General features: G+C 68.3%; 19 protein-coding genes. 12 read left to right on the forward strand and 7 right to left on the reverse strand.

Going from position 1 to position 19,404, the window contains the following annotated elements; genetic code table 11:
* Positions 1 to 45 precede the first annotated feature (45 nt).
* From OG300_RS33900 to OG300_RS33910, 3 genes are all read left to right on the forward strand, one after another.
* Positions 46 to 210: a hypothetical protein gene (locus OG300_RS33900; protein ID WP_405488104.1), complete on the forward strand. Its 165-nt coding sequence runs from the start codon at positions 46 to 48 to the stop codon at positions 208 to 210.
* On the forward strand, positions 210 to 665 hold the full coding sequence (locus OG300_RS33905; RefSeq protein ID WP_405488106.1) for a RidA family protein: 456 nt from the start codon (positions 210 to 212) through the stop codon (positions 663 to 665). Before OG300_RS33900 ends, OG300_RS33905 begins: the two co-directional genes overlap by 1 nt.
* A gap of 68 nt (positions 666 to 733) precedes the next feature.
* A complete protein-coding gene (locus OG300_RS33910) occupies positions 734 to 1,540 on the forward strand; it encodes an MBL fold metallo-hydrolase (RefSeq protein ID WP_405488108.1) in 807 nt (268 codons plus the stop codon).
* A gap of 93 nt (positions 1,541 to 1,633) precedes the next feature.
* On the opposite strand, the gene OG300_RS33915 is transcribed toward OG300_RS33910, so the two are convergent.
* Positions 1,634 to 2,308 carry a Crp/Fnr family transcriptional regulator gene (locus OG300_RS33915; RefSeq protein WP_019044571.1) on the reverse strand — a complete coding sequence of 225 codons (675 nt, stop codon included), beginning with the start codon at positions 2,306 to 2,308 and terminating at the stop codon, positions 1,634 to 1,636.
* 273 nt (positions 2,309 to 2,581) lie between these two features.
* Positions 2,582 to 2,824 carry a hypothetical protein gene (locus OG300_RS33920; RefSeq protein ID WP_405488110.1) on the reverse strand — a complete coding sequence of 81 codons (243 nt, stop codon included), beginning with the start codon at positions 2,822 to 2,824 and terminating at the stop codon, positions 2,582 to 2,584.
* 271 nt (positions 2,825 to 3,095) lie between these two features.
* On the opposite strand from OG300_RS33920, the gene nth reads away from it, so the two are divergent.
* The 4 genes from nth to OG300_RS33940 all read left to right on the forward strand — a co-directional run bounded on the left by nth (position 3,096) and on the right by OG300_RS33940 (position 6,469).
* Complete coding sequence (nth, locus tag OG300_RS33925) at positions 3,096 to 3,779, forward strand: endonuclease III (RefSeq protein WP_405498785.1); 684 nt, start codon at positions 3,096 to 3,098, stop codon at positions 3,777 to 3,779.
* A complete protein-coding gene (locus OG300_RS33930) occupies positions 3,776 to 4,435 on the forward strand; it encodes a TlpA family protein disulfide reductase (RefSeq protein WP_405488112.1) in 660 nt (219 codons plus the stop codon). The genes nth and OG300_RS33930 overlap by 4 nt, the downstream gene beginning before the upstream one ends.
* Positions 4,436 to 4,550: 115 nt before the next feature.
* On the forward strand, positions 4,551 to 5,279 hold the full coding sequence (locus tag OG300_RS33935; protein ID WP_405488114.1) for an NUDIX hydrolase: 729 nt from the start codon (positions 4,551 to 4,553) through the stop codon (positions 5,277 to 5,279).
* Positions 5,276 to 6,469 (forward strand): MarP family serine protease, encoded by a 1,194-nt coding sequence (locus OG300_RS33940; protein WP_405488116.1) that lies wholly within the window; start codon positions 5,276 to 5,278, stop codon positions 6,467 to 6,469. The genes OG300_RS33935 and OG300_RS33940 overlap by 4 nt, the downstream gene beginning before the upstream one ends.
* 99 nt (positions 6,470 to 6,568) lie before the next feature.
* Here the strand turns inward: OG300_RS33940 and OG300_RS33945 are convergent, their stop codons facing one another.
* The 4 genes from OG300_RS33945 to acs form a co-directional block, all read right to left on the reverse strand.
* Positions 6,569 to 7,519: an alpha/beta fold hydrolase gene (locus OG300_RS33945; RefSeq protein WP_405488118.1), complete on the reverse strand. Its 951-nt coding sequence runs from the start codon at positions 7,517 to 7,519 to the stop codon at positions 6,569 to 6,571.
* A 23-nt stretch (positions 7,520 to 7,542) separates the two neighbouring features.
* On the reverse strand, positions 7,543 to 8,058 hold the full coding sequence (locus OG300_RS33950; protein ID WP_405488120.1) for a phage holin family protein: 516 nt from the start codon (positions 8,056 to 8,058) through the stop codon (positions 7,543 to 7,545).
* 41 nt (positions 8,059 to 8,099) lie between these two features.
* A complete protein-coding gene (nhaA, locus tag OG300_RS33955) occupies positions 8,100 to 9,326 on the reverse strand; it encodes a Na+/H+ antiporter NhaA (protein ID WP_405488122.1) in 1,227 nt (408 codons plus the stop codon).
* 206 nt (positions 9,327 to 9,532) lie between these two features.
* Positions 9,533 to 11,479 carry an acetate--CoA ligase gene (acs, locus tag OG300_RS33960; RefSeq protein ID WP_405488124.1) on the reverse strand — a complete coding sequence of 649 codons (1,947 nt, stop codon included), beginning with the start codon at positions 11,477 to 11,479 and terminating at the stop codon, positions 9,533 to 9,535.
* A 393-nt stretch (positions 11,480 to 11,872) separates the two neighbouring features.
* Here acs and OG300_RS33965 point away from each other — a divergent pair, with 393 nt between their 5' ends.
* The 5 genes from OG300_RS33965 (at position 11,873) to OG300_RS33985 (ending at position 17,788) form a co-directional block, all read left to right on the forward strand.
* Positions 11,873 to 13,384 (forward strand): ABC transporter substrate-binding protein, encoded by a 1,512-nt coding sequence (locus OG300_RS33965; RefSeq protein ID WP_405498786.1) that lies wholly within the window; start codon positions 11,873 to 11,875, stop codon positions 13,382 to 13,384.
* 4 nt (positions 13,385 to 13,388) lie between these two features.
* Positions 13,389 to 14,315, forward strand: a complete 927-nt coding sequence (locus OG300_RS33970; protein ID WP_405488126.1) for an ABC transporter permease — start codon at positions 13,389 to 13,391, stop codon at positions 14,313 to 14,315.
* A 13-nt stretch (positions 14,316 to 14,328) separates the two neighbouring features.
* A complete protein-coding gene (locus tag OG300_RS33975; RefSeq protein ID WP_405488128.1) occupies positions 14,329 to 15,288 on the forward strand; it encodes an ABC transporter permease in 960 nt (319 codons plus the stop codon).
* Complete coding sequence (locus OG300_RS33980; protein ID WP_405488130.1) at positions 15,285 to 16,955, forward strand: dipeptide ABC transporter ATP-binding protein; 1,671 nt, start codon at positions 15,285 to 15,287, stop codon at positions 16,953 to 16,955. The genes OG300_RS33975 and OG300_RS33980 overlap by 4 nt, the downstream gene beginning before the upstream one ends.
* Positions 16,956 to 17,041: 86 nt before the next feature.
* Positions 17,042 to 17,788: an oxidoreductase gene (locus OG300_RS33985; protein WP_405488131.1), complete on the forward strand. Its 747-nt coding sequence runs from the start codon at positions 17,042 to 17,044 to the stop codon at positions 17,786 to 17,788.
* 418 nt (positions 17,789 to 18,206) lie between these two features.
* Here OG300_RS33985 and OG300_RS33990 read toward each other — a convergent pair whose 3' ends face one another.
* Positions 18,207 to 19,016 (reverse strand): HAD family hydrolase, encoded by an 810-nt coding sequence (locus OG300_RS33990; protein WP_405498787.1) that lies wholly within the window; start codon positions 19,014 to 19,016, stop codon positions 18,207 to 18,209.
* Between the last annotated feature and the right edge of the window lie 388 nt (positions 19,017 to 19,404).

Genomic DNA, 19,404 nt, shown 5'->3' on the forward strand with positions numbered 1-19,404 from the left:
TAGGCGGCGCGGACCGTCGGGGCAGGCGCGACTTAGACTTCCGGCATGAGCGATCTGACCGTGTGGGAGTACGCGACCGTGCCACTGCTGACCCATGCCACGAAGGCGATTCTGGACCAGTGGGGTGCCGACGGCTGGGAACTCGTCACGGTGCTCCCCGGACCGACCGGCGAACAGCATGTCGCCTATCTGAAGCGGAGGAAGAGCTGATGGCATGGGCCGAAAACCTGAAGAAGCTCGGCCTGGAACTGCCCCCGGCGCCCGCGCCGGTCGCGGTGTACGTCCCGGCCGTGCGTAGCGGTAACCACGTCTACACCTCCGGCCAGCTGCCCTTCGTGAACGGGCAGCTGACGGTGACCGGCAAGGTCGGGGCCGAGGTCTCGATCGAGCAGGCCGCCGAGGCCGCCCGGCTGTGCGCGCTCAATGCCCTTGCGGCCGTGCACGATCTGGTCGGGCTCGACAATGTGGTGCGAATCGTCAAGGTGGTCGGCTTCGTGGCCTCCGCCCCCGGATTCGGTGACCAGCCGCTGGTCATCAATGGCGCGTCGGAGTTCCTCGGTGAGGTCTTCGGTGACGCCGGTGTGCACGCCCGTTCCGCGGTCGGCACCTCCGAACTGCCCAAGAACACCCCGGTCGAGGTGGAACTCATCGCCGAGGTTCGCTAGGCGAAAGCCGTTGGCGCGCGGTGCGTTCAACCCTGGACGCGCCGCGCTTCCTGCGTTAGGACCGAACCATGACCCTCACCCATCCCGCGTACGAGCAACTGCGGCAAGTGACTCCGTCGGCAGCCGTAGTCCTGGCCGACAACCCCAACGGAATGACGTTGCAGGGCACCAACACCTGGCTGCTGCGCGCGCCCGGCGCCACCGAATACGTTGTGGTGGACCCGGGTCCGAAGGATCGCAAGCACACCGAGGCCCTGGTCCGGGAGACCGGCGGCGAGATCGCGCTCACGCTGATCACGCACCGCCATCACGACCACACCGGCGGCATCGACCATCTGGTGAAGGCCACGGGTACCCCGGTGCGTGCCAGGGAGGCCGAATTCCTGCGCGGCTCCGGCACACTGCTCACCGACGGTGAGGTGATCGAGGCGGCGGGTCTGCGCATCACCGTGATCGCCACCCCCGGCCACACCGAGGATTCGCTGAGCTTCCTGCTCGACGGCCCGGACGGCGAACTCGCGCTGCTCACCGGCGACACCGTGCTCGGCAGCGGCACCACCGTCCTGGAGTCCACGGACGGCGCGCTGGCCGCCTACCTCTCGTCGCTGAACCGTTTGGCCGAGCTGTCCCCGGGCCGGGTCCTGCTGCCCGCGCACGGCCCCGACCACGCGCAGGCCGAACCGGTGATCCGCTACTACCTGGCGCACCGCGAGGAGCGCCTGAACCAGGTCCGCGCGGCTCTGGAGAAGCTCGGCCCCGACGCGGGCTCGCTGCGCATCGTCGCCGAGGTGTACGCCGACGTCGACAAGCGGCTGTGGCCCGCGGCCCAGAGCTCGGTCAAGGCCCAGCTGGCCTATCTGCGCGCGCAGAATTAGACCGCGCGCCAACCACTCTCGAACGCGCGAAGACCGGGCGTCACTGCTACGGCAAGTGACGCCCGGTCTTCGCGATGAACTTGTGCCGAGCCGCTAGCGAGCGCGGCGGGCCAAACGCTCCGAGTCGGAGATGAGCACGCTCTTGCCCTCGAGTCGCAGCCAGCCGCGGTGCGCGAAGTCGGCCAGGGCCTTGTTCACGGTTTCACGGGAGGCGCCGACCAGCTGGGCGATCTCTTCCTGGGTGAGGTCGTGGGTCACGCGCAGCGCGCCCGCTTCCTGGGTGCCGAAGCGCTGTGCGAGCTGCAGCAGCGCCTTGGCGACACGACCGGGCACATCGGTGAAGATGAGGTCGGCCAGGTTGTTGTTGGTTCGACGCAGGCGGCGGGCGAGGACCCGCAGCAACTGCTCGGCGATCTCCGGCCGCTGATCGATCCACGCCTTGAGGGCGTCCCGGTCCATGGTTACCGCGCGGACCTCGGTGACGGTGGTGGCCGTCGAGGTGCGCGGACCCGGGTCGAAGATCGAAAGCTCGCCGAACATGTCCGACGGACCCATGATCGTCAAGAGGTTCTCACGGCCGTCGGGAGACCGGCGACCGATCTTCACCTTGCCCGAGGTGATGATGTAGAGCCGGTCGCCCGGCTCCCCCTCGTTGAAGATCACGTGGCCGCGCGGGAAGTCAACGGGCTGCAGCTGTTTGGCGAGGGCCGCCACCGCGGTGGGCTCTACGCCTTGGAAGATGCCTGCTCTGGCGAGGGCCTCGTCCACGAATGTGCTCCTTATGGGAAATGGCTCTGTCCTGGACCGAAACGACTCGGCCGACAGTGCAGTCTACTTTGCAATACCGCCGGGTAGTGATAGACACCACGCGCCGAACTCATTCTCCGACACGCAGAACTCCAGTACGCGACACGCAATGGCGGTTTCGCGACACGCTTCATGACGAATGTACGACACGCCGTGAGACCGGCGTCATGAAGATCGTAGAGAGTGATCCCGGCCGCCGTTGCGGCGGACCACTCAGCCGATGATCGGGGCCGATCAGCTGGCCTGTGCGACGTCCAGACCCTTGGCTGCGGGCCGGGCGCGCCGCGGCCGCGCCACCGCGGCCGGAAGTCCCAGCTTGGTCAGATCACTGACCTCGGCATTCGTGGCTCGATCGAGGTACTGCTGAACCTCCGGGTCTGGTTCGAGGAGTTTGCGAAGTCGATTCTCGACCCGTTCCATCACCAACGCGAACAGCATCAGCGCTATCGGAAACAGCACCACAGCGAGTCCCTGCATAGGCAGCAGTAAACACGGCGAAGGTCTCAGATGGAACACGGCGGTGCCTCAGCCCGGTTGTGGGGCAGTGGTGGTTCCGTAAGGTGGACGCGTGCGTGTCTCTGAATCCAACGCGGCCCTGAGCGGGGCAGACCCGGAGAATTCGGGCGTCGGGACGGCCGCGGCGGCCGATTCGGGCGCTGTCACGGATGCGCCACGGTTCATCCGCCCGGTCAAAGCGCGTAAGCGCGACAAGGAAACTCGAACCGGTCTGGTCCGGCGGGCGCGGCGGATGTATCGCGACATGACCTCGGAGTTTCCGGACGCGCACTGTGAGCTGGATTTCACCACCCCGCTCGAATTGGCGGTCGCCACAATTCTTTCCGCGCAGTGCACCGACGTCCGCGTGAACCTCACCACACCGGCGCTGTTCGCGAAGTACCGCACCGCACGCGATTACGCGCAGGCCAACCGGACCGAGCTCGAGGAGTTCATCCGGCCCACCGGCTTCTACCGCAACAAGGCCAACTCGCTGATCGGGCTCGGCCAGGCGCTGGAGGAACGCTTCGACGGCGAACTGCCCGCCACCCTCCCCGAGCTGGTCACGCTGCCCGGCTTCGGGCGCAAGACCGCGAACGTGGTGCTCGGCAATGCCTTCGGCGTTCCCGGCATCACCGTGGACACCCACTTCGGCCGCCTGGTGCGGCGCTGGGGCTGGACCACCGAGGAGGATCCGGTCAAGGTCGAGCACGCCATCGGCGAGCTGATCGAGCGCAAGGACTGGACCATGCTCTCGCATCGGGTGATCTTCCACGGCCGCCGTGTCTGCCACGCCCGCAAGCCCGCGTGCGGGGCCTGCCTGCTGGCCAACGACTGCCCGTCCTTCGGTCTCGAGGGCCCGACCGATCCGGTGACCGCCGCCAAACTCGTGAAAGGCCCCGAGACCGAGCATCTGCTGGAACTGGTGGGGCTGTGAGCGCGGATTCCTCGCGCGGCAATCTCTGGCGCTGGGCGCTGGCCGCGGTGATCGTCGTGGTCGCCGCCGCGGTCGCGCTGTGGCCGCAGTTCGGCCGCGACCACGGTAAGGACGCGACCGCCGCCTCGAGCGCGGTGACGCCGCCGCCGGAACCGGCTGTCGCCGACTCGGATCGGGCCGCCGCGGGCCTGACCGCCTGCCCGCAACCGACGGGCGCGCCGGTCGGCGACAGCCCGCTGCGCGGCATCACCTTGAACTGCCTGGCCGACGGCCGTCCCGTGGACCTGGTCGCCGCGCTGGCCGGTAAACCGGCGCTGCTCAACCTGTGGGCCTACTGGTGCGGTCCGTGTGCAGAGGAACTGCCGCTGCTGCAACAGTTCTCGCAGCAGGCCGGAAGCGCGCTGACGGTGTTGACCGTGCACAGCGACCCGGGCGCGGCCAAGGGCCTGTCCCGGCTGACGGGGCTCGGCATCCATCTGCCCGGCGTCGAGGACGCGGATGCCAAGGTCCGCACCGCCGTTCGCGCCCCCGCGGTGCTGCCGATCTCGGTGCTGCTGCGGGCCGACGGGACCGTGGCCAAGGTCGTGGTCCGCGCGTTCACCAGCGTCGACGATATTTCCGCCACCGTCGCGGCCGAATTGGGAGTGCGGGCGTGAGCCTCGCGCCGACCCGCTCGGCGGCAGCCACTTTCCCGCTCACGACACCCGCGCTCGCACCGCCGTGGATACTCGGTGCGGCGAAAGGTGTGTCTGTAGTGGTCGAGGTGTGGTGATGAGACTCGAGGTGTCCGGGGACGAGATCCCGGAATGGTTGCGCGGGGTGACCGAGCACGATCCGGCCGATCCGACCGGAGTCAACCCGGTGCTGCGCCGCAATGCCATGCGCCGCTTCGCCGCCGCTGCCGTCAGATCGCGCGAGGCCGCGGTGCTGGTGCTGTTCGGTGGTGCGGCACAGGCGGATCCGCAGGGGCCGGGCGGTCTGCCCGCCGACGCGGACGTGCTGCTCACCCAGCGTGCCGCCACCCTGCGCGATCACAGCGGCCAGGTGGCGTTCCCCGGCGGCGGCGTGGAACCACAGGACGACGGCCCGATCAGCACGGCCCTGCGCGAGGCGCAGGAGGAGACCGGACTGGATCCGGCCGGGGTGCAGCCGCTCGCGGTGCTGCCCAAGATCTTCGTGCCGCCCTCGCGGTTCGATGTGACGCCGGTGGTCGCCTACTGGCGCACCCCCGGCGAGGTGGGAGTGGTGAGCGAGACGGAGGCCGCGCGGGTGGCGCGGGTTCCGATCAGCGAGCTCATCGATCCGGCCAACCGTTTCGTGGTGCGGCACCCGCTGGGTTATATGGGTCCGGCGTTCGCCGTGGACGGCATGCTGGTGTGGGGATTCACCGCCGGGGTGCTCGCCGGATTGCTGGCGGTGTCCGGGTGGGAAACGCAATGGGACCATCACGATGTACGTGATCTGCAGGCCTCACTGGCCGCGGTTGGGATGACGTTATGAGCGCCTCTGGCTGGCTCGACCTCGGGATCATCATTCTGGCGCTGCTGGCGGCCACCTCCGGGTGGCGGCAGGGCGCGGTCGCTTCGGCGCTGGCCTTCCTAGGTGTCGTACTGGGCGCTGTCGCGGGCATTCTCATCGCCCCGCACATCCTGGTGCACCTGAGCGAGGGCCGCACCCGGGTGCTGGTCGGCGTGCTGCTGATCGTGGCGCTGGTGATCATCGGCGAGGTGGCGGGCATGGTGCTGGGCCGCGCGGCCCGCGGCGGCATGCGCGATCCGTTCACCCGCAGCGTGGACAGCGTGGTCGGGGCCGGACTGCAGGCGGTCGCGGTGCTGGCCACGGCGTGGCTGCTGGCCCTGCCGCTGACCAACTCCTCGCAGCCGGGAATCGCTGCCGCGGTGACCAATTCGCAGGTGCTGCGCAACGTCGACCACGTCGCGCCGGACTGGCTGCGCCGGGTCCCGACCGATTTCTCCAACCTGCTCAACACCTCCGGGCTGCCGGACGTCATCGGCCCGTTCGGTCACGTCCCGATCGCCGCGGTGGAACCGCCGGATCCGAGCGTGCTGCAGCTGCCGGTCGCGCAGTCGCTGCAGAGCAGTGTGCTGCGGATTCGTGGCATCGCGCCGAGTTGCCAACGGCAGCTGGAGGGTTCGGGCTTCGTGGTCGCCCCCGAGCGCATCATGACCAACGCGCACGTGGTGGCCGGAACCAACAGCGTCAGCGTGGACACCGCGCGGGGCTCGCTGCCCGCGACGGTGGTGCTGTTCGACTCGTCCAAGGACATCGCGATCCTGGCCGTGCCCGGCCTGCAGGCGACGCCGCTGACGGTCGCCCCGTCGGATGCCGCCTCGGGCGAGAGCTCCATCGTGCTCGGCTACCCGGGCGGCGGCCGCTACACGGCCAGCGCGGCCCGCGTGCGCGAGACGCTGAACCTCAAGGGCCCCAACATCTACCGGGACTCGGACGTGAAGCGTGAGGTGTACACCATCCGCGGTCAGGTGCGCGCCGGTAACTCGGGCGGTCCGCTGGTGGACACCGACGGCCGGATCCTCGGCGTGGTGTTCGGCGCGGCCGTCACCGACGACGACACCGGTTACGTGCTGACCCTCGACGAGGTGCGGCCGGAACTGAATTCGGCGGCCAGCCAGACCACCGCTGTCGGTACGGGTAGCTGCGTCCTGAGCTGACGATTCGCGAACCACGACAGGCGGTCCCGGTGAAATTCACCGGGACCGCCTGTCGTTTCGGTCGATTCGAGGCGCCATCGCGGTCTCGAACGGGCGAGCTCAGCCCAGTAGTTTGGCGATCTCCGCGGTCACCAGCTCCGGATTCTCCTGGTGCGCATAGTGACCCGCGTCCGGTACGGCCACCACTCGGCGTGCCGTGGCCAGTCGCTCGCCCTGCCGGATGGTGCTCGGCAGGATGTAGTGGTCCTGTTCGCCGTACAGCGACAGCGAAGGCACCCGCACCGGTTCGCTCATCGCCGACATGAAACGCTTGCCGTCGGGCCGCCATTGGCTGCGGAAGGCCCAGCGCTGGTACTCCAGGGCACAGTGTGCCGCGCCGGGAATCCGGATGGCGGTGCGCATCCGGCGGGCGGTGTCGGTGAATTCGTCGGTGGCCGCGAAGGCCGCGCTGACCCGGTCGCGCAGCATGAGTTCCACCGCGATGCCATCGTCGCGGGTCAGCAGATCCTCCGGGTAGCGCGGCAGCTGGCAGCGCAGGAACTCCGGCAGCCAGGCCTGGCGCTGCCGCTTGTCGCGCAGCACAGCCTGTTTGAGGGTCACCGGATGCGGGGAGCCGATCAGGGCGATCGAGCGCACCAGGCGCGGATGCAGGACGGCGGTGGCCCAGCAGACCAGGCCGCCCTCGGCGTGTCCGACCAGGGTGGCCTCGGTGTGCCCGAGCGCGCGGATCAGTCCGGCGATGTCACCGGCCAGCGTCCACCCGTCGTAGCCGCGCGGGGGTTTGTCGGAGTCGCCGTAGCCGCGCAGGTCCACCGCGACGGTCCGGTAGCCGCGCTCGGCCAGCCCGGTGAGCTGATGCCGCCACGACCACCAGAAGTCCGCGAAGCCGTGCAGCAGCACGACCAGCGGGGTGTCCGGGTCGGCGGGGGCCGACCCGGCGGGTACGGCCTCGACCACGTGGAAGCGAATGCCGTTGGCATGCACATCCCGATGGACCCACGGACCGTCGTAACGGACGGTGGAGGGATCCGGCTGCGAATTCGACGACACGCCGAGGGAGCGTAATCGAAGTTCTAGGTCCGGGACTTGCCGAGATCGGCCGTGGCGTCCACGGTCTGCTCACCGCCGCTGCCGAAACCGCTGGGCAGCAGCGACTTCGCCTCCTTGAGCGACTCGATGGTCTTGGCCGGCGCGCGCAGCTTGCGGACCTTGAGATAGCCCAGCAGCGCGAAGGCGGCCACCGCGGCGATCATCAGCAGGAAGACCACCAGGAACGCCGCCCAGCGGTACAGCCAGACATTGAGCAGTTCGGCGAGGAAGAAGAAAAAGAAGAACGAGCTGAACAGCAGGATGGTCAGCGCCAGAATGAAGTAGACGCTGCCCTGCAGGCCCTTGCGGATCTCACCGGTGACCTCGGCCTTGGCCAGCTCCACCTCGGCGCGCACCAGCGTCGACATCTGCTCGGTCGCGTCGCGCACCAGGCTGCCGATGGTCGCCGAATCGTGCGCGTCGACATCGGACAGCGGAATCGAGGAAACGGTGCGGGTGCGGTTCCCGTCGTAGCCGTTACCGCCCTGTGTGAAGCTCAATTGCTCGACCCTTCTCCATGTTCCGGTAGTGCTGTCCGGTGTCACTCTCGACTTTGCAGTTCCCGCTCGTCGCGTCGTGCCTGGTGGGCACGGCCACGACGCAACAGTAGCGCCGAACCCGCCAGGGAAGCCGCCAAAGACGTGAGCAACACCGCCGCTTTTGCGAGTTCCGCGGCCGCACCGTCGCCGACACCTTCCAATGCCAGTTCTGCCACCAAGAGGCTAACGGTGAAGCCGATCGCACCGAGTACCGAGAGGGCGAACATGTCCCGATAACCGAGATCACCCGGTCGTTCGGCGATCCCCAACCGCACCGCGAGCCAACTGAATCCGAAGATGCCGACCGTTTTTCCGATCAGCAGACCGGCGATGATCGCGAGCGACAGTCGGTTGGTGAACAGCTCGGAGAACACCTTCGACGTCAGTGGCACGCCGGAGGCGAACAGCGCGAACAGCGGCACGCACAGGGCGGCGGAGATGGGCTGGAAGAAGTGTTCGAGCCGGGCGGCGGGCACGCAGTGCTCGTCTTCGCCCGGATCCGGCCGCACCCGGGTCAGCAGGCCGCAGGCGACACCGGCCAGGGTGGCGTGGATTCCGGCCTCGTGCAGCGCGTACCAGGACAGCAGACCCAGCGGCAGGTAGATGAACGGGCTGCGGAGCCGGAACTTCTGTGCCAGCGCCCAACCCGCGAAGCAGGCGAAGGCGATCAGCAGCCACAGCACCTTCAGGGTGGTGGTGAACAGGACCGCGATGAGCAGGATGGCGATCAGGTCGTCGACCACGGCGAGGCTGAGCAGGAACACGCGGGCGCTGGCCGGAATTCGCGAGCCGGTCATGGCCAGGACGGCCAGCGCGAAGGCGATGTCGGTGGCGACCGGGATGGCCCAGCCGCGGTCCATGCCGTCCACACCCCAGCCGATGCCCATGGCGATCAGCGCGGGCAGCAGCACGCCGCCGAGCGCGGCCACGATGGGCAGGGTGGCGCGTTTGCGGTTGGCGAGTTCACCCACCACCAGTTCGCGTTTGAGTTCCAGGCCGGCGACGAAGAAGAAGATGGCGAGCAGACCGTCCTTGGTCCAGTCGGCCAGGGTGAGATCCAGATGCAGTGCGGGAATGGCGAGTTCGGTGTCGACCATGCTGGTGTAGCTCGCGCCCCACGGCGAGTTCACCCAGATGAGCGCGGTGGCCGCGGCGATGAGAAGCAGTACGCCGCCGAAGGTTTCGGTTCTCAGATAGCGGGCCAGCTCGGAACGGACCTGAACAATCAAAACGGTGCACCCTTCGGTCGTACGGTCGACAAGAATGCGGCGTGCGACACCACTTCCGGGTTCGACGGCACAGCCGCATGCCGACCAGACTTCCCGGCACACCTTTTTGCGTAATTCTAACGGTTTGCCCGGCTCTTCTTGACCACCCCCCACCCGACGAGGCCCCGTAACCAGTGGTTACGGGGCCTCGTCGGGGTCGTGCGCGCTTACGCGTTTCCGGCGCGAATGGCCTCGAACACGTTGGGGTCCACCAGGGTTGAGGTGTCACCGAGTTCGCGGCCCTCGGCCACGTCGCGCAGCAGGCGGCGCATGATCTTGCCCGAGCGTGTCTTGGGCAGTTCCGGCACCACATGGATCTCGCGGGGGCGCGCGATCGGGCTGATCTCGCGGGAGACCTCGGCCTTGAGCGCGCTGACCAGCTCGTCGCCGGTGTCCTTCGCGTCGCCGGTGAGGATCACGAACGCCACGATGCCCTGGCCGGTGGTGTCGTCGGACGCGCCGACCACCGCCGCCTCGGCCACGTTCGAGTGCCCGACCAGCGCCGACTCCACCTCGGCGGTCGAGATGCGGTGGCCCGACACGTTCATCACGTCGTCGACGCGGCCCAGCACCCAGAGGTCGCCGTCCTTGTCGAGCTTGGCGCCGTCACCGGCGAAGTACCAGCCCTTCTCGGCGTAGCGCGCCCAGTAGGTCTCCCGGTAGCGCTCGTTGTCGCCCCAGATGCCGCGCAGCATGGACGGCCACGGCTGATCGAGCACCAGGTATCCGTTGGCCTCGGTCTCGCCGAGCTCGACCGGCTTGCCCTCCTCGTCGACGACCTGCGCCGAGATGCCGGGCAGCGCGGTCATGGCGGCGCCGGGCTTGGCGTTCGTGACGCCGGGCAGCGGGGAGATCATGATGGCGCCGGTCTCGGTCTGCCACCAGGTGTCCACGATGGGAGTCTTGTTGGCCCCCACCACTTCCCGGTACCAGCGCCAGGCCTCCGGGTTGATCGGCTCGCCGACCGAACCCAGCAGCCGCAGGCTCGACAGATCGTGCGCCTGCGGGATCTCGCGACCCCACTTCATGAACGTGCGAACCAGCGTGGGCGCGGTGTAATAGATTGTGACACCGTACTTTTCGATGATCTGCCAGTGCCGGTGCTCGTCCGGGAAGTTCGGGGTGCCCTCGTAGACCACCTGGGTGACCCGGTTGGACAGCGGCCCGTAGACGATGTAGCTGTGCCCGGTCACCCAGCCGATATCGGCGGTGCACCAGTACACGTCCTGACCCGGCTTGTGGTCGAACACATAGTGATGCGTGTACGAGGCCTGGGTCAGGTAACCGCCGGTGGTGTGCAGGATGCCCTTCGGCTTCCCGGTGGTGCCGGAGGTGTAGAGGATGAACAGCGGGTGCTCGGCGTCGAACGGCTGCGCCTCGTGCTCGGGGGAGGCCAGCGAGACGGTCTCGTCCCACCAGATGTCGCGGCCCTCGACCATCGGGGTGTCCAGGCTGGTGCGGCGCACCACCAGCACGTGCTCGACGGTCGAATCACCTTCGGCCAGAGCCTCGTCCACCGCGGTCTTGAGCGGGGCGGGCTTGCCGCGCCGCCACTGGCCGTCGGTGGTGATGACCAGCCGGGCCGCGGCGTCGTCGACGCGCTGACGCAGGGCGCTGGGGGAGAAGCCCGCGAAGACCACCGAGTGGGTCAGGCCCAGCCGCGCGCAGGCCAGCATGGCGATGATGGCCTCGGGGACCATCGGCATGTAGATGGCGACGCGGTCACCGGCGACGAGGCCGAGACCGGTCAGATAGTTGGCGGCACGCGACACCTCGGCCAGCAGATCGCTGTAGGTGAGGTCGCGGGAATCGCCGGGCTCGCCCTCCCAGTGGATGGCGACCTGGTCGCCGTGCCCGTCGATGACATGGCGGTCCACGCAGTTGTAGGCGACATTCAGCTTGCCGTCGGCGAACCAGCGCGCGAAGGGCGCGTCGTCCCAATCCAGTACCTGAGTGAAGGGCTGATCCCAGTGCAGGCGCCGGGCCTGTTCGGCCCAGAACCCCTCCCGATCCGCGGCGGCCCGATCGTAGAGCCCGGCATCGCCATTGGCAGCGGCCGCGAACTCAGCGCTCGGCGGGTATGCGTCCAAGTGGTCGGCGGTGGTGTCGGTCATCTCGTCTCTTCTTCTCTCGCGTGCAGGCCGCGCAGGGTGACGGCGGCCACGTTCGACACTAACGGACGGTGATTCGGGTCCCAATCGTCTGTCTCGATCGACGGGCAACACTGCCGGGACGTCCGTGAGAGATTCGTGAACGGGTACTGGGCAACTTGTCTGGTGCGGGCCGCGCGGCGTGGCCGTCATGTTGCCGAATTGCTAACAAGCTGAGCAACGCCGATTCGAAGCCCTGACAATCCGGGCGCGGGTCGCTACTGTCCGTGTCACCCGGCAGCGGCTCGACACCAGGAGAACGCGTTGAGAATCAGAGGGCTCACCGTACTGGCCGTGGTGCTGGCGTTGATCGCGGCGGCGCTGTCCGGATGTTCGGTCGCCCCGGCCTACGGGGACATGATCGCGGTCAACGGCATCGAACCGCAGAATCCGCTGATTCCGTCCAATACCAACGAGAACGGTGGCGGACGCGTGGTGGACCGGCTCTTCGCCGGACTGCGCTATATCGACCAGCAGGGCACGCTGCACGACGAGGTGGCGCAGTCCATCGACACCACCGACCAGCAGCATTTTCGGATCGCGCTGAAACCCGGCTGGACCTTCAGCGACGGAACACCGGTCACCGCACACTCTTTCGTGGACGCCTGGAACTACGGGGCGCTGGTCACCAACGCCCAGTTGCAGAGCTACACCTACGGGCCCATCGTCGGTTTCGCGGACGTGCAGTCGGATCCGCCACGCGCACAGACCATGTCGGGGCTGAAGGTGATCGACGATCTGCACTTCACGGTCGATCTGACCGCGCCCACCATCGACTTCCGCACCCGGCTGGCCTACGCGCCGTTCTACCCGCTGCCCACCGCCGCGTTCAAGGACATGAAAGCCTTCGGGCAGCGCCCGATCGGCAACGGCCCCTACCGATTCGCCGACGGCAACGCCTGGCAGCACGACGTGCAACTGAGCATCGTCCCGAACGAGAGCTACCGCGGCGGCCGCCCGGCCCGCAACAAGGGCCTCACCTTCGTGTTCTACTCCAACTTCGACGCCGCCTACTCCGACCTGCTGGCCGACAACCTCGACGTGCTCGACACCATCCCCGACAGCGCCATCGCCGTGTACAAGAAGGATCTCGGCGACCGCGCCATCGAGGCGCCCACCGCGCAGAACCAGTGGATCGGGTTCCAGTCCAACATGTCCCACTTCAGCGGGGAGGAGGGGCGCCTGCGACGGCAGGCCATCTCGCTGGCCATCGACCGGGAACAGATCGGGCAGAAGATCTTCCACGGCACCCGAATTCCCGCCCGCGACTTCACCTCCCAGGTGCTGCCCGGCTTCGACGGCAACCTGCCCGGCGCGGACGTCCTGGTCTACAACCCGGCCGAGGCGGTGAAGCTGTGGCAGCAGGCCGACGCCCTCGCGCCGTGGACCGGCCGCTTCGAGATCGGCTACAACGCCGACGGCGGCCACCAGGCCTGGATCGACGCCCTGGCCAACAGTATTCGCAATACCCTGCACATCGACGCCGCGGGCGCGCCCTACCCGACGTTCAAGCAGCTGCGCGACCAGATCACGCACCGCACCATCGGCAAGGCCTTCCGCTACGGCTGGCAGGGCGACTACCCGACCATGTTGCAATTCCTCGAACCCGGCTTCATCACCGGCTCGGAAACCAACGACGTCGACTACTCCAACCCGCAATTCGACCGGTTGCTCGCCGCCGCCGAGGCCGCGCCCACCGAACAGGAATCCTGGAAGCTGGTGGCGCAGGCGCAAACCGTGCTGCTGCACGACCTGCCCACCATCCCCGTCTTCGACTACATCAACTCCGCGGGCTACTCCAAGCGCGTGGGGAACGTCCGCGTGGCGTGGAACGGCCTGCCCGACTACGAGAACATCGAGCTGAGGTGACCTGGTGGCCTGGTACATAATTCGGCGACTGCTGCAGATGATCCCGGTGTTCTTCGGTGCGACACTGCTGATCTACTTCCTGATCTGGAAGGTCACCGGCGGCTCGGTGACCGCGCTGGCCGGGCAGCGCACGCTGACACCCGCGCTGGAGGCGCAGCTCAAAGCCCAGTACGGGCTCGACAAGCCGTTCTGGTGGCAGTACCTGCACTACCTGAAGGGCATCGTCACCCTCGACTTCGGCACCTCGTACTCCGGGCGGCCCGTGAAAGAGGTACTGGCGCGGGCGTTTCCGATCACCTTCCGGCTGGCGCTGCTCGCGGTGTTCTTCGAAGCCGTGCTCGGCATCGCCTTCGGCGTGGTCGCCGGACTGCGCAAGGGCGGCTGGTTCGACTCCACCATGCTGGTGCTGAGCCTGCTGGTGATCGCCATGCCGATCTTCGTGATCGGGTTCCTGGCGCAGTTCCTCTTCGGCGTCACCTGGCATCTCGCACCCGTCACCGTCGGCTCCGACGTCAGCATCCCGCGCCTGATCATGCCCGCGCTGGTACTGGCCTCACTGTCGTTCGCCTACGTGCTGCGCCTGACCCGGAACTCGGTGGCGGAGAACAAGGAATCCGACTTCGTGCGCACCGCCACCGCCAAGGGCCTGTCCCGGCGGCGCGTGGTGGTCGTGCACATCCTTCGCAACTCGCTCATCCCCGTCGTCACCTTCGTCGGCGCGGATTTGGGCGCGCTGATGGGCGGGGCCATCGTCACCGAGGGCATCTTCAATATCCCCGGCGTCGGCGGCACCCTCTACCAGGCCGTGGTGCGCGGCGAAGCACCCACCGTGGTGTCCTTCGTGACCGCGCTCATCGTCATCTCCCTGCTCTCCAACCTGATCGTGGACCTGCTCTACGCCGTCCTCGACCCGCGGATCCGCTATGTCTGACGGGGGTGCCGACATGCCTGAAACCGCTGAGCCACAGCGCGAACCGCGACCCGGGCAGGAGCGCTGGGTGGCCCCGCCGGAAGCCGTCGAGGTGCTCGCCACCGACCGGGTGGACGTGCACGGCGCGCCCGCCGGATTCTGGGGCACCGCCTGGCGGCAGCTGCGCCGACGGCCACTGTTCCTGGTGTCGGTGGCGATCATCGTGCTGGTGGTGCTGATCGCGGCCTTCCCCGGGCTGTTCACCGGACAGGACCCGCGCTACTGCGTCGTCGACCAGAGCCTCGTCGGGCCCAACCGCGACCACTGGTTCGGCTACGACCTGCAAGGCTGCGACATCTACGCGCGCACCATCTACGGGGCCCGCGCGTCGGTGCTGACCGGCGTCGGAGCCACCCTGCTGTTCCTGCTCGTCGGCGGCACCCTCGGCGCGCTCGCGGGATTCTATGGGGGACTGCTGGATTCGATCGTCTCCCGGATCGCCGAGATCGTGTACGCCATCCCGCTCATGCTGGCCGCCATCGTCATCATGCAGCTCGCCGGGCACCGCACCATCTGGGTGGTCATCCTGATCCTGGCCGCCTTCACCTGGCCGCAGGTCGCGCGCATCGCCCGCGGCTCGGTACTGGCCGCCAAGGGCAGCGACTACGTGCTCGCCGCCACCGCGCTCGGCGTCTCCCGATTCCGAATCCTGGTGCGGCACATCATCCCCAACACGCTCGGACCGGTCATCGTGGTCACCACCATCTGGCTGGGCGTCTTCATCGTCACCGAGGCCACGCTGTCGTTCCTGGGCGTCGGACTGCCCTCCACCGTGGTCTCCTGGGGTGCGGACATCGCCGCCGGACAGCGGCAGCTGCGCGCCGGATCGCTGATCCTGTTCTATCCGGCCACCGCGCTGGCGCTCACCGTGCTCGGCTTCATCATGCTCGGCGACGCCCTGCGCGACGCCCTCGACCCGAAGGAGCGGCGATGAGCGAGCCACTGCTCGAAATCCGGGACCTGCGAGTTGTTTTCGGCTCCGGGGACGAGCGGGTCGAGGCCGTGCGCGGCGTGAACCTGACCGTGTATCCGGGGCAGACCGTCGCCATCGTCGGCGAATCCGGATCCGGGAAATCCACCACCGCGCACTCGGTGATCGGGCTGCTGCCCGGCACCGGACGCGTCGAATCCGGCAGCATCCTGTTCGAAGGCAAGGACCTCGCGCACGCCTCCGCCAAGGAACTGGTCGCGGTGCGCGGCAACGGGATCGGGTTCGTGCCGCAGGACCCCATGTCCAACCTCGACCCGGTGTGGAAGGTCGGCTTCCAGATCTCGGAAACCCTGGCCGCCAACGGGATCGCGCGCGGTAGGGCGGCCAAGCAGCGCGCCGTCGAACTGCTCGCCGAAGCCGGGATCAAGGAACCCGAACGGCGGGCCGGACAGTACCCGCACGAATACTCCGGTGGCATGCGGCAGCGCGCCCTCATCGCGATCGGGCTGTCCGCGCGGCCGCGACTGCTCATCGCCGACGAACCCACCTCCGCGCTCGACGTCACCGTGCAACGCCAGATCCTCGACCACATCGACGAATTGACGCGTGAACTCGGCACCGCCGTCCTGCTCATCACCCACGACCTCGGCCTGGCCGCCGAACGCGCCGAACACCTGGTCGTCATGTACCGCGGGCGCGTCGTGGAATCCGGTCCGGCGCTGGAGATCCTGCGCGACCCCCGCCACGAATACACCCGCCGACTCGTCGATGCCGCACCCTCCATCGCCGCCCAGCGCAGCGCCACCGCCGACAAACGTGCCGCCTACCGCGAACTCGCCGTCGACGTCGCCACCGCCGAAGCCGCGGGCGAACCCGACGACATCCTCGTCGCCGAGGGCCTCACCAAGCGCTACCGCCTGCGCGGCTCCGTGCCCTGGAAGCACACCGAATTCACTGCCGCCGAGGACGTCTCGTTCCGGCTGCGCCGCGGCACCACCACCGCGCTGGTCGGCGAATCCGGCTCCGGCAAGAGCACTGTCGCGAACCTGGTCCTCGGATTGTCGACGCCCACTGCGGGTTCGGTCAGTTTCGACGGCAAGGATGTCGCCGAACTCGCCCGCCGCACCCCGCTGGCTTTCCGCCGTCGCATCCAGCCGATCTTCCAAAACCCCTACGGCTCACTGGATCCCACCTACTCCATTCACCGCACCATCGCCGAACCGCTGCGCACCCACCACATCGGCACCCGGGAGACCCGCGACGCCCGCGTCCGTGAGCTCCTCGACCTGGTGGCCCTGCCGTCCGCGGTCGCCGCCCGCTATCCGGGTGAACTCTCCGGCGGCCAGCGTCAGCGCGTGGCCATCGCGCGCGCCCTCGCCCTCGAACCCGAGATGCTGGTCTGCGACGAGGCGGTCTCCGCCCTCGACGTGCTGGTCCAAGATCAAATCCTGGCCCTGCTCAACACTTTGCAAGCGGAACTCGGCCTGTCCTACCTGTTCATCACCCACGACCTCGCCGTCGTCCGGCAGATAGCCGATTCCGTCCTGGTCATGCAGGACGGCAAGGTCGTCGAGTCCGCACCCGTCGCCGACCTCTTCGACAACCCGCAATCCCCGTATACCCAGCGTCTTCTCGAAGCCATCCCCGGTCGCGACCTGCTCGTGAGCTGACCGGTACCGATCGAGTCGAACTCGGAGGCAGCGCGGCCCGAGGCGGTGACAGGCCTACCGGTGACCGACCAGTAGCCTCGGTGATCGTGACCGACCCGCTGCAGCCTCTCGCCGACCTACCCGGCGTGCGCGACGCCGCCGACAAGGCCCGTGACGCGCTCGCCGAGGTGCATCGCCACCGGGCCAACCGCCGCGGCTGGCCGACCACCGCCGCCGAGGCCGCCGTCCGTGCCGCCCGGTCCTCCGCCGCCATCGAGGGCGGCACCATCGACCTGCCCGCCGACGGCCGCGTCGAGGACCCGATCCTCGCCGGTGCGCTGCGCGTCGGCCAGGCCCTCGACGGCGAAGCCCTCACCAACCTGGTCGGCGTCTGGCAGCGCGCCCCACTCCAGGCCCTGGCCCGCCTGCACCTGCTCGCCGCCGCCGACCTGGTCGAGGACGAACAGCAGCTCGGCCGCCCGCGCGCCGTCCCCGGCGTCGCCGAACGCCTCGACCTGCTGGTGCAAACCGTCCACGCCACCAAGGCCCCCGCGCCGGTGATCGCCGCGATCGTGCACGGTGAACTGCTGTCGCTGCGCCCCTTCGGCACCGCCGACGGCATCGTCGCGCGCGCCGCCTCCCGGCTCGTCGCCGTGTCCAGTGGGCTCGACCCGCACAGCCTCGGCGTCCCCGAGGTCTTCTGGCTGCGCCGCCGCCAGGCCTACCTCGACGCGGCCGCCGAATTCGGCATGGGCACCGCGGACGGCGTGGGCGGCTGGGTCATCTTCACCTGCGGCGCCCTGGAAGACGGTGCGCGCGAAGCCCGTTCGATCGCGGACGCGGCGGGCGGATAGGGGTCCGTACACATCGAAGCGGGCGGCGTAATCGCTCTCGCGATCTCACCGCCCGCTAGCACGGACTGCCGGGTTACCAAGCGTGCTGGTCGGGTTGTGTTCCGGCCTCGGCGAGCTCTCCGGGCTTCGATGGTTCATCCCCGCGATGCGAGGCCCTCGCCGTCGAAATCCCGAATAACGCAGGCCCACAACTACTCGTGCCATGTCGCGGCGTGCTCCGCGTGGGTGCCTGGTATCCGTGCTGGGAAGGTTGGGACGGGAGGTCGGATCTTCTCTTCCGATCCGATCTTGGCCTTCCGGCCTTCCGTGCATCCATTGTTACCCAGTGATGGCCGTCACATCAAGAGCTGGGAGAACCTTTCCGAATCTCGGCGTGTCCGGCAAATTACGCATTCGGGCGTTTCGGGATGCCGGGTGCTCAGCGCCGCCGGCGCAGCAGCCGATAGCTGAGCGCACCCGCCGCCACCGCACCCAGGCCGACCGCCACCGTGGCGGCCACCGTGGTGGTGTTGGGGGCGGGCAGCCGCGCCCACAGCGACACCGGATTGGAGAAGGTCAGGATCGGCCAGCCACGCCCGGTCGCCTCCCGGCGCAGGCCGCGATCCGGATTCACCGCCGTCGGGTGACCGACCACGGTCAGCATCGGCAGATCGGTATTGGAATCGGAGTAGGCGTAGCAGCGTGATAGGTCGTAATCGTATTGCGCCGCAAGCTTTTCGATCGCCTCGACCTTGCCCTTGCCGTAGCAGTAGAACTCGACTTCGCCTGCGTAGCGGCCGTTCTCGATGACCATCCGGGTGGCGGCGAAGTGATCCGCGCCCAGCGCCGCCGCGATCGGGGCCACCACCTCCTCGCCGGACGCCGACACGATGACCACGTCGTGGCCTCGAATCCGGTGGTCGGCAATGAGATCCGCGGCCTCCGCGTAGATCAGCGGATCCACGATGTCGTGCAGGGTCTCGGCGACGATCGAGCGCACCTGGTCCACATCCCAGCCCGCGCACATCTTGGTCAGATGTTCGCGCATGCGTTCCATCTGATCGTGGTCCGCGCCCGAGAGCAGGAACAGGAAATGCGCGTAGCTGCTCTCCAGGACCGCCCGGCGGCTCAGCAGCCCCTGGTCCAGGAACGGCTTGCTGAACACGAAGGCACTCGACCTGGCGATCACCGTCTTGTCGAGATCGAAGAAGGCGGCGACTCGTCCGCGTTGGGCGCTCACGAGGTCCAGGATATGGTTCGCCGGCTCGGTGCGGGCAGCGCGCCCGATCCGGGTCGCGATTGCGGGGGTGCCGCGGCCTGGATCGGGGCCGTCGGAATCGGGTTAGCCAGTCGGAAGCCGGGCCGCTGGGACGTGAAAAAGACTCGCCGGACGGACTTGCAATCCGGGCGGGGCTTGGGTGTAGTATCGCAGGTACCTGGACATAGTCCAGGCGCGTTCAGCCCGACCCCCCGGGGCTGAACCCCGACGACCCCAGCCTCCTCCCCCCCCGGCTGGGGTCGTCCTCTATTTACGGACCGCCGTGCGGCCCTGCGCTTCTCCCGAGTTATCCACAGGTCGCGAGTTATCCACACTCGCCGACGGGCCTCTTTTTTCGTGCCCCGGATCGGGCGACGCT

It is taken from the genome of Nocardia sp. NBC_00511 (assembly GCF_045161165.1).
Classification (GTDB): Bacteria; Actinomycetota; Actinomycetes; order Mycobacteriales; family Mycobacteriaceae; genus Nocardia.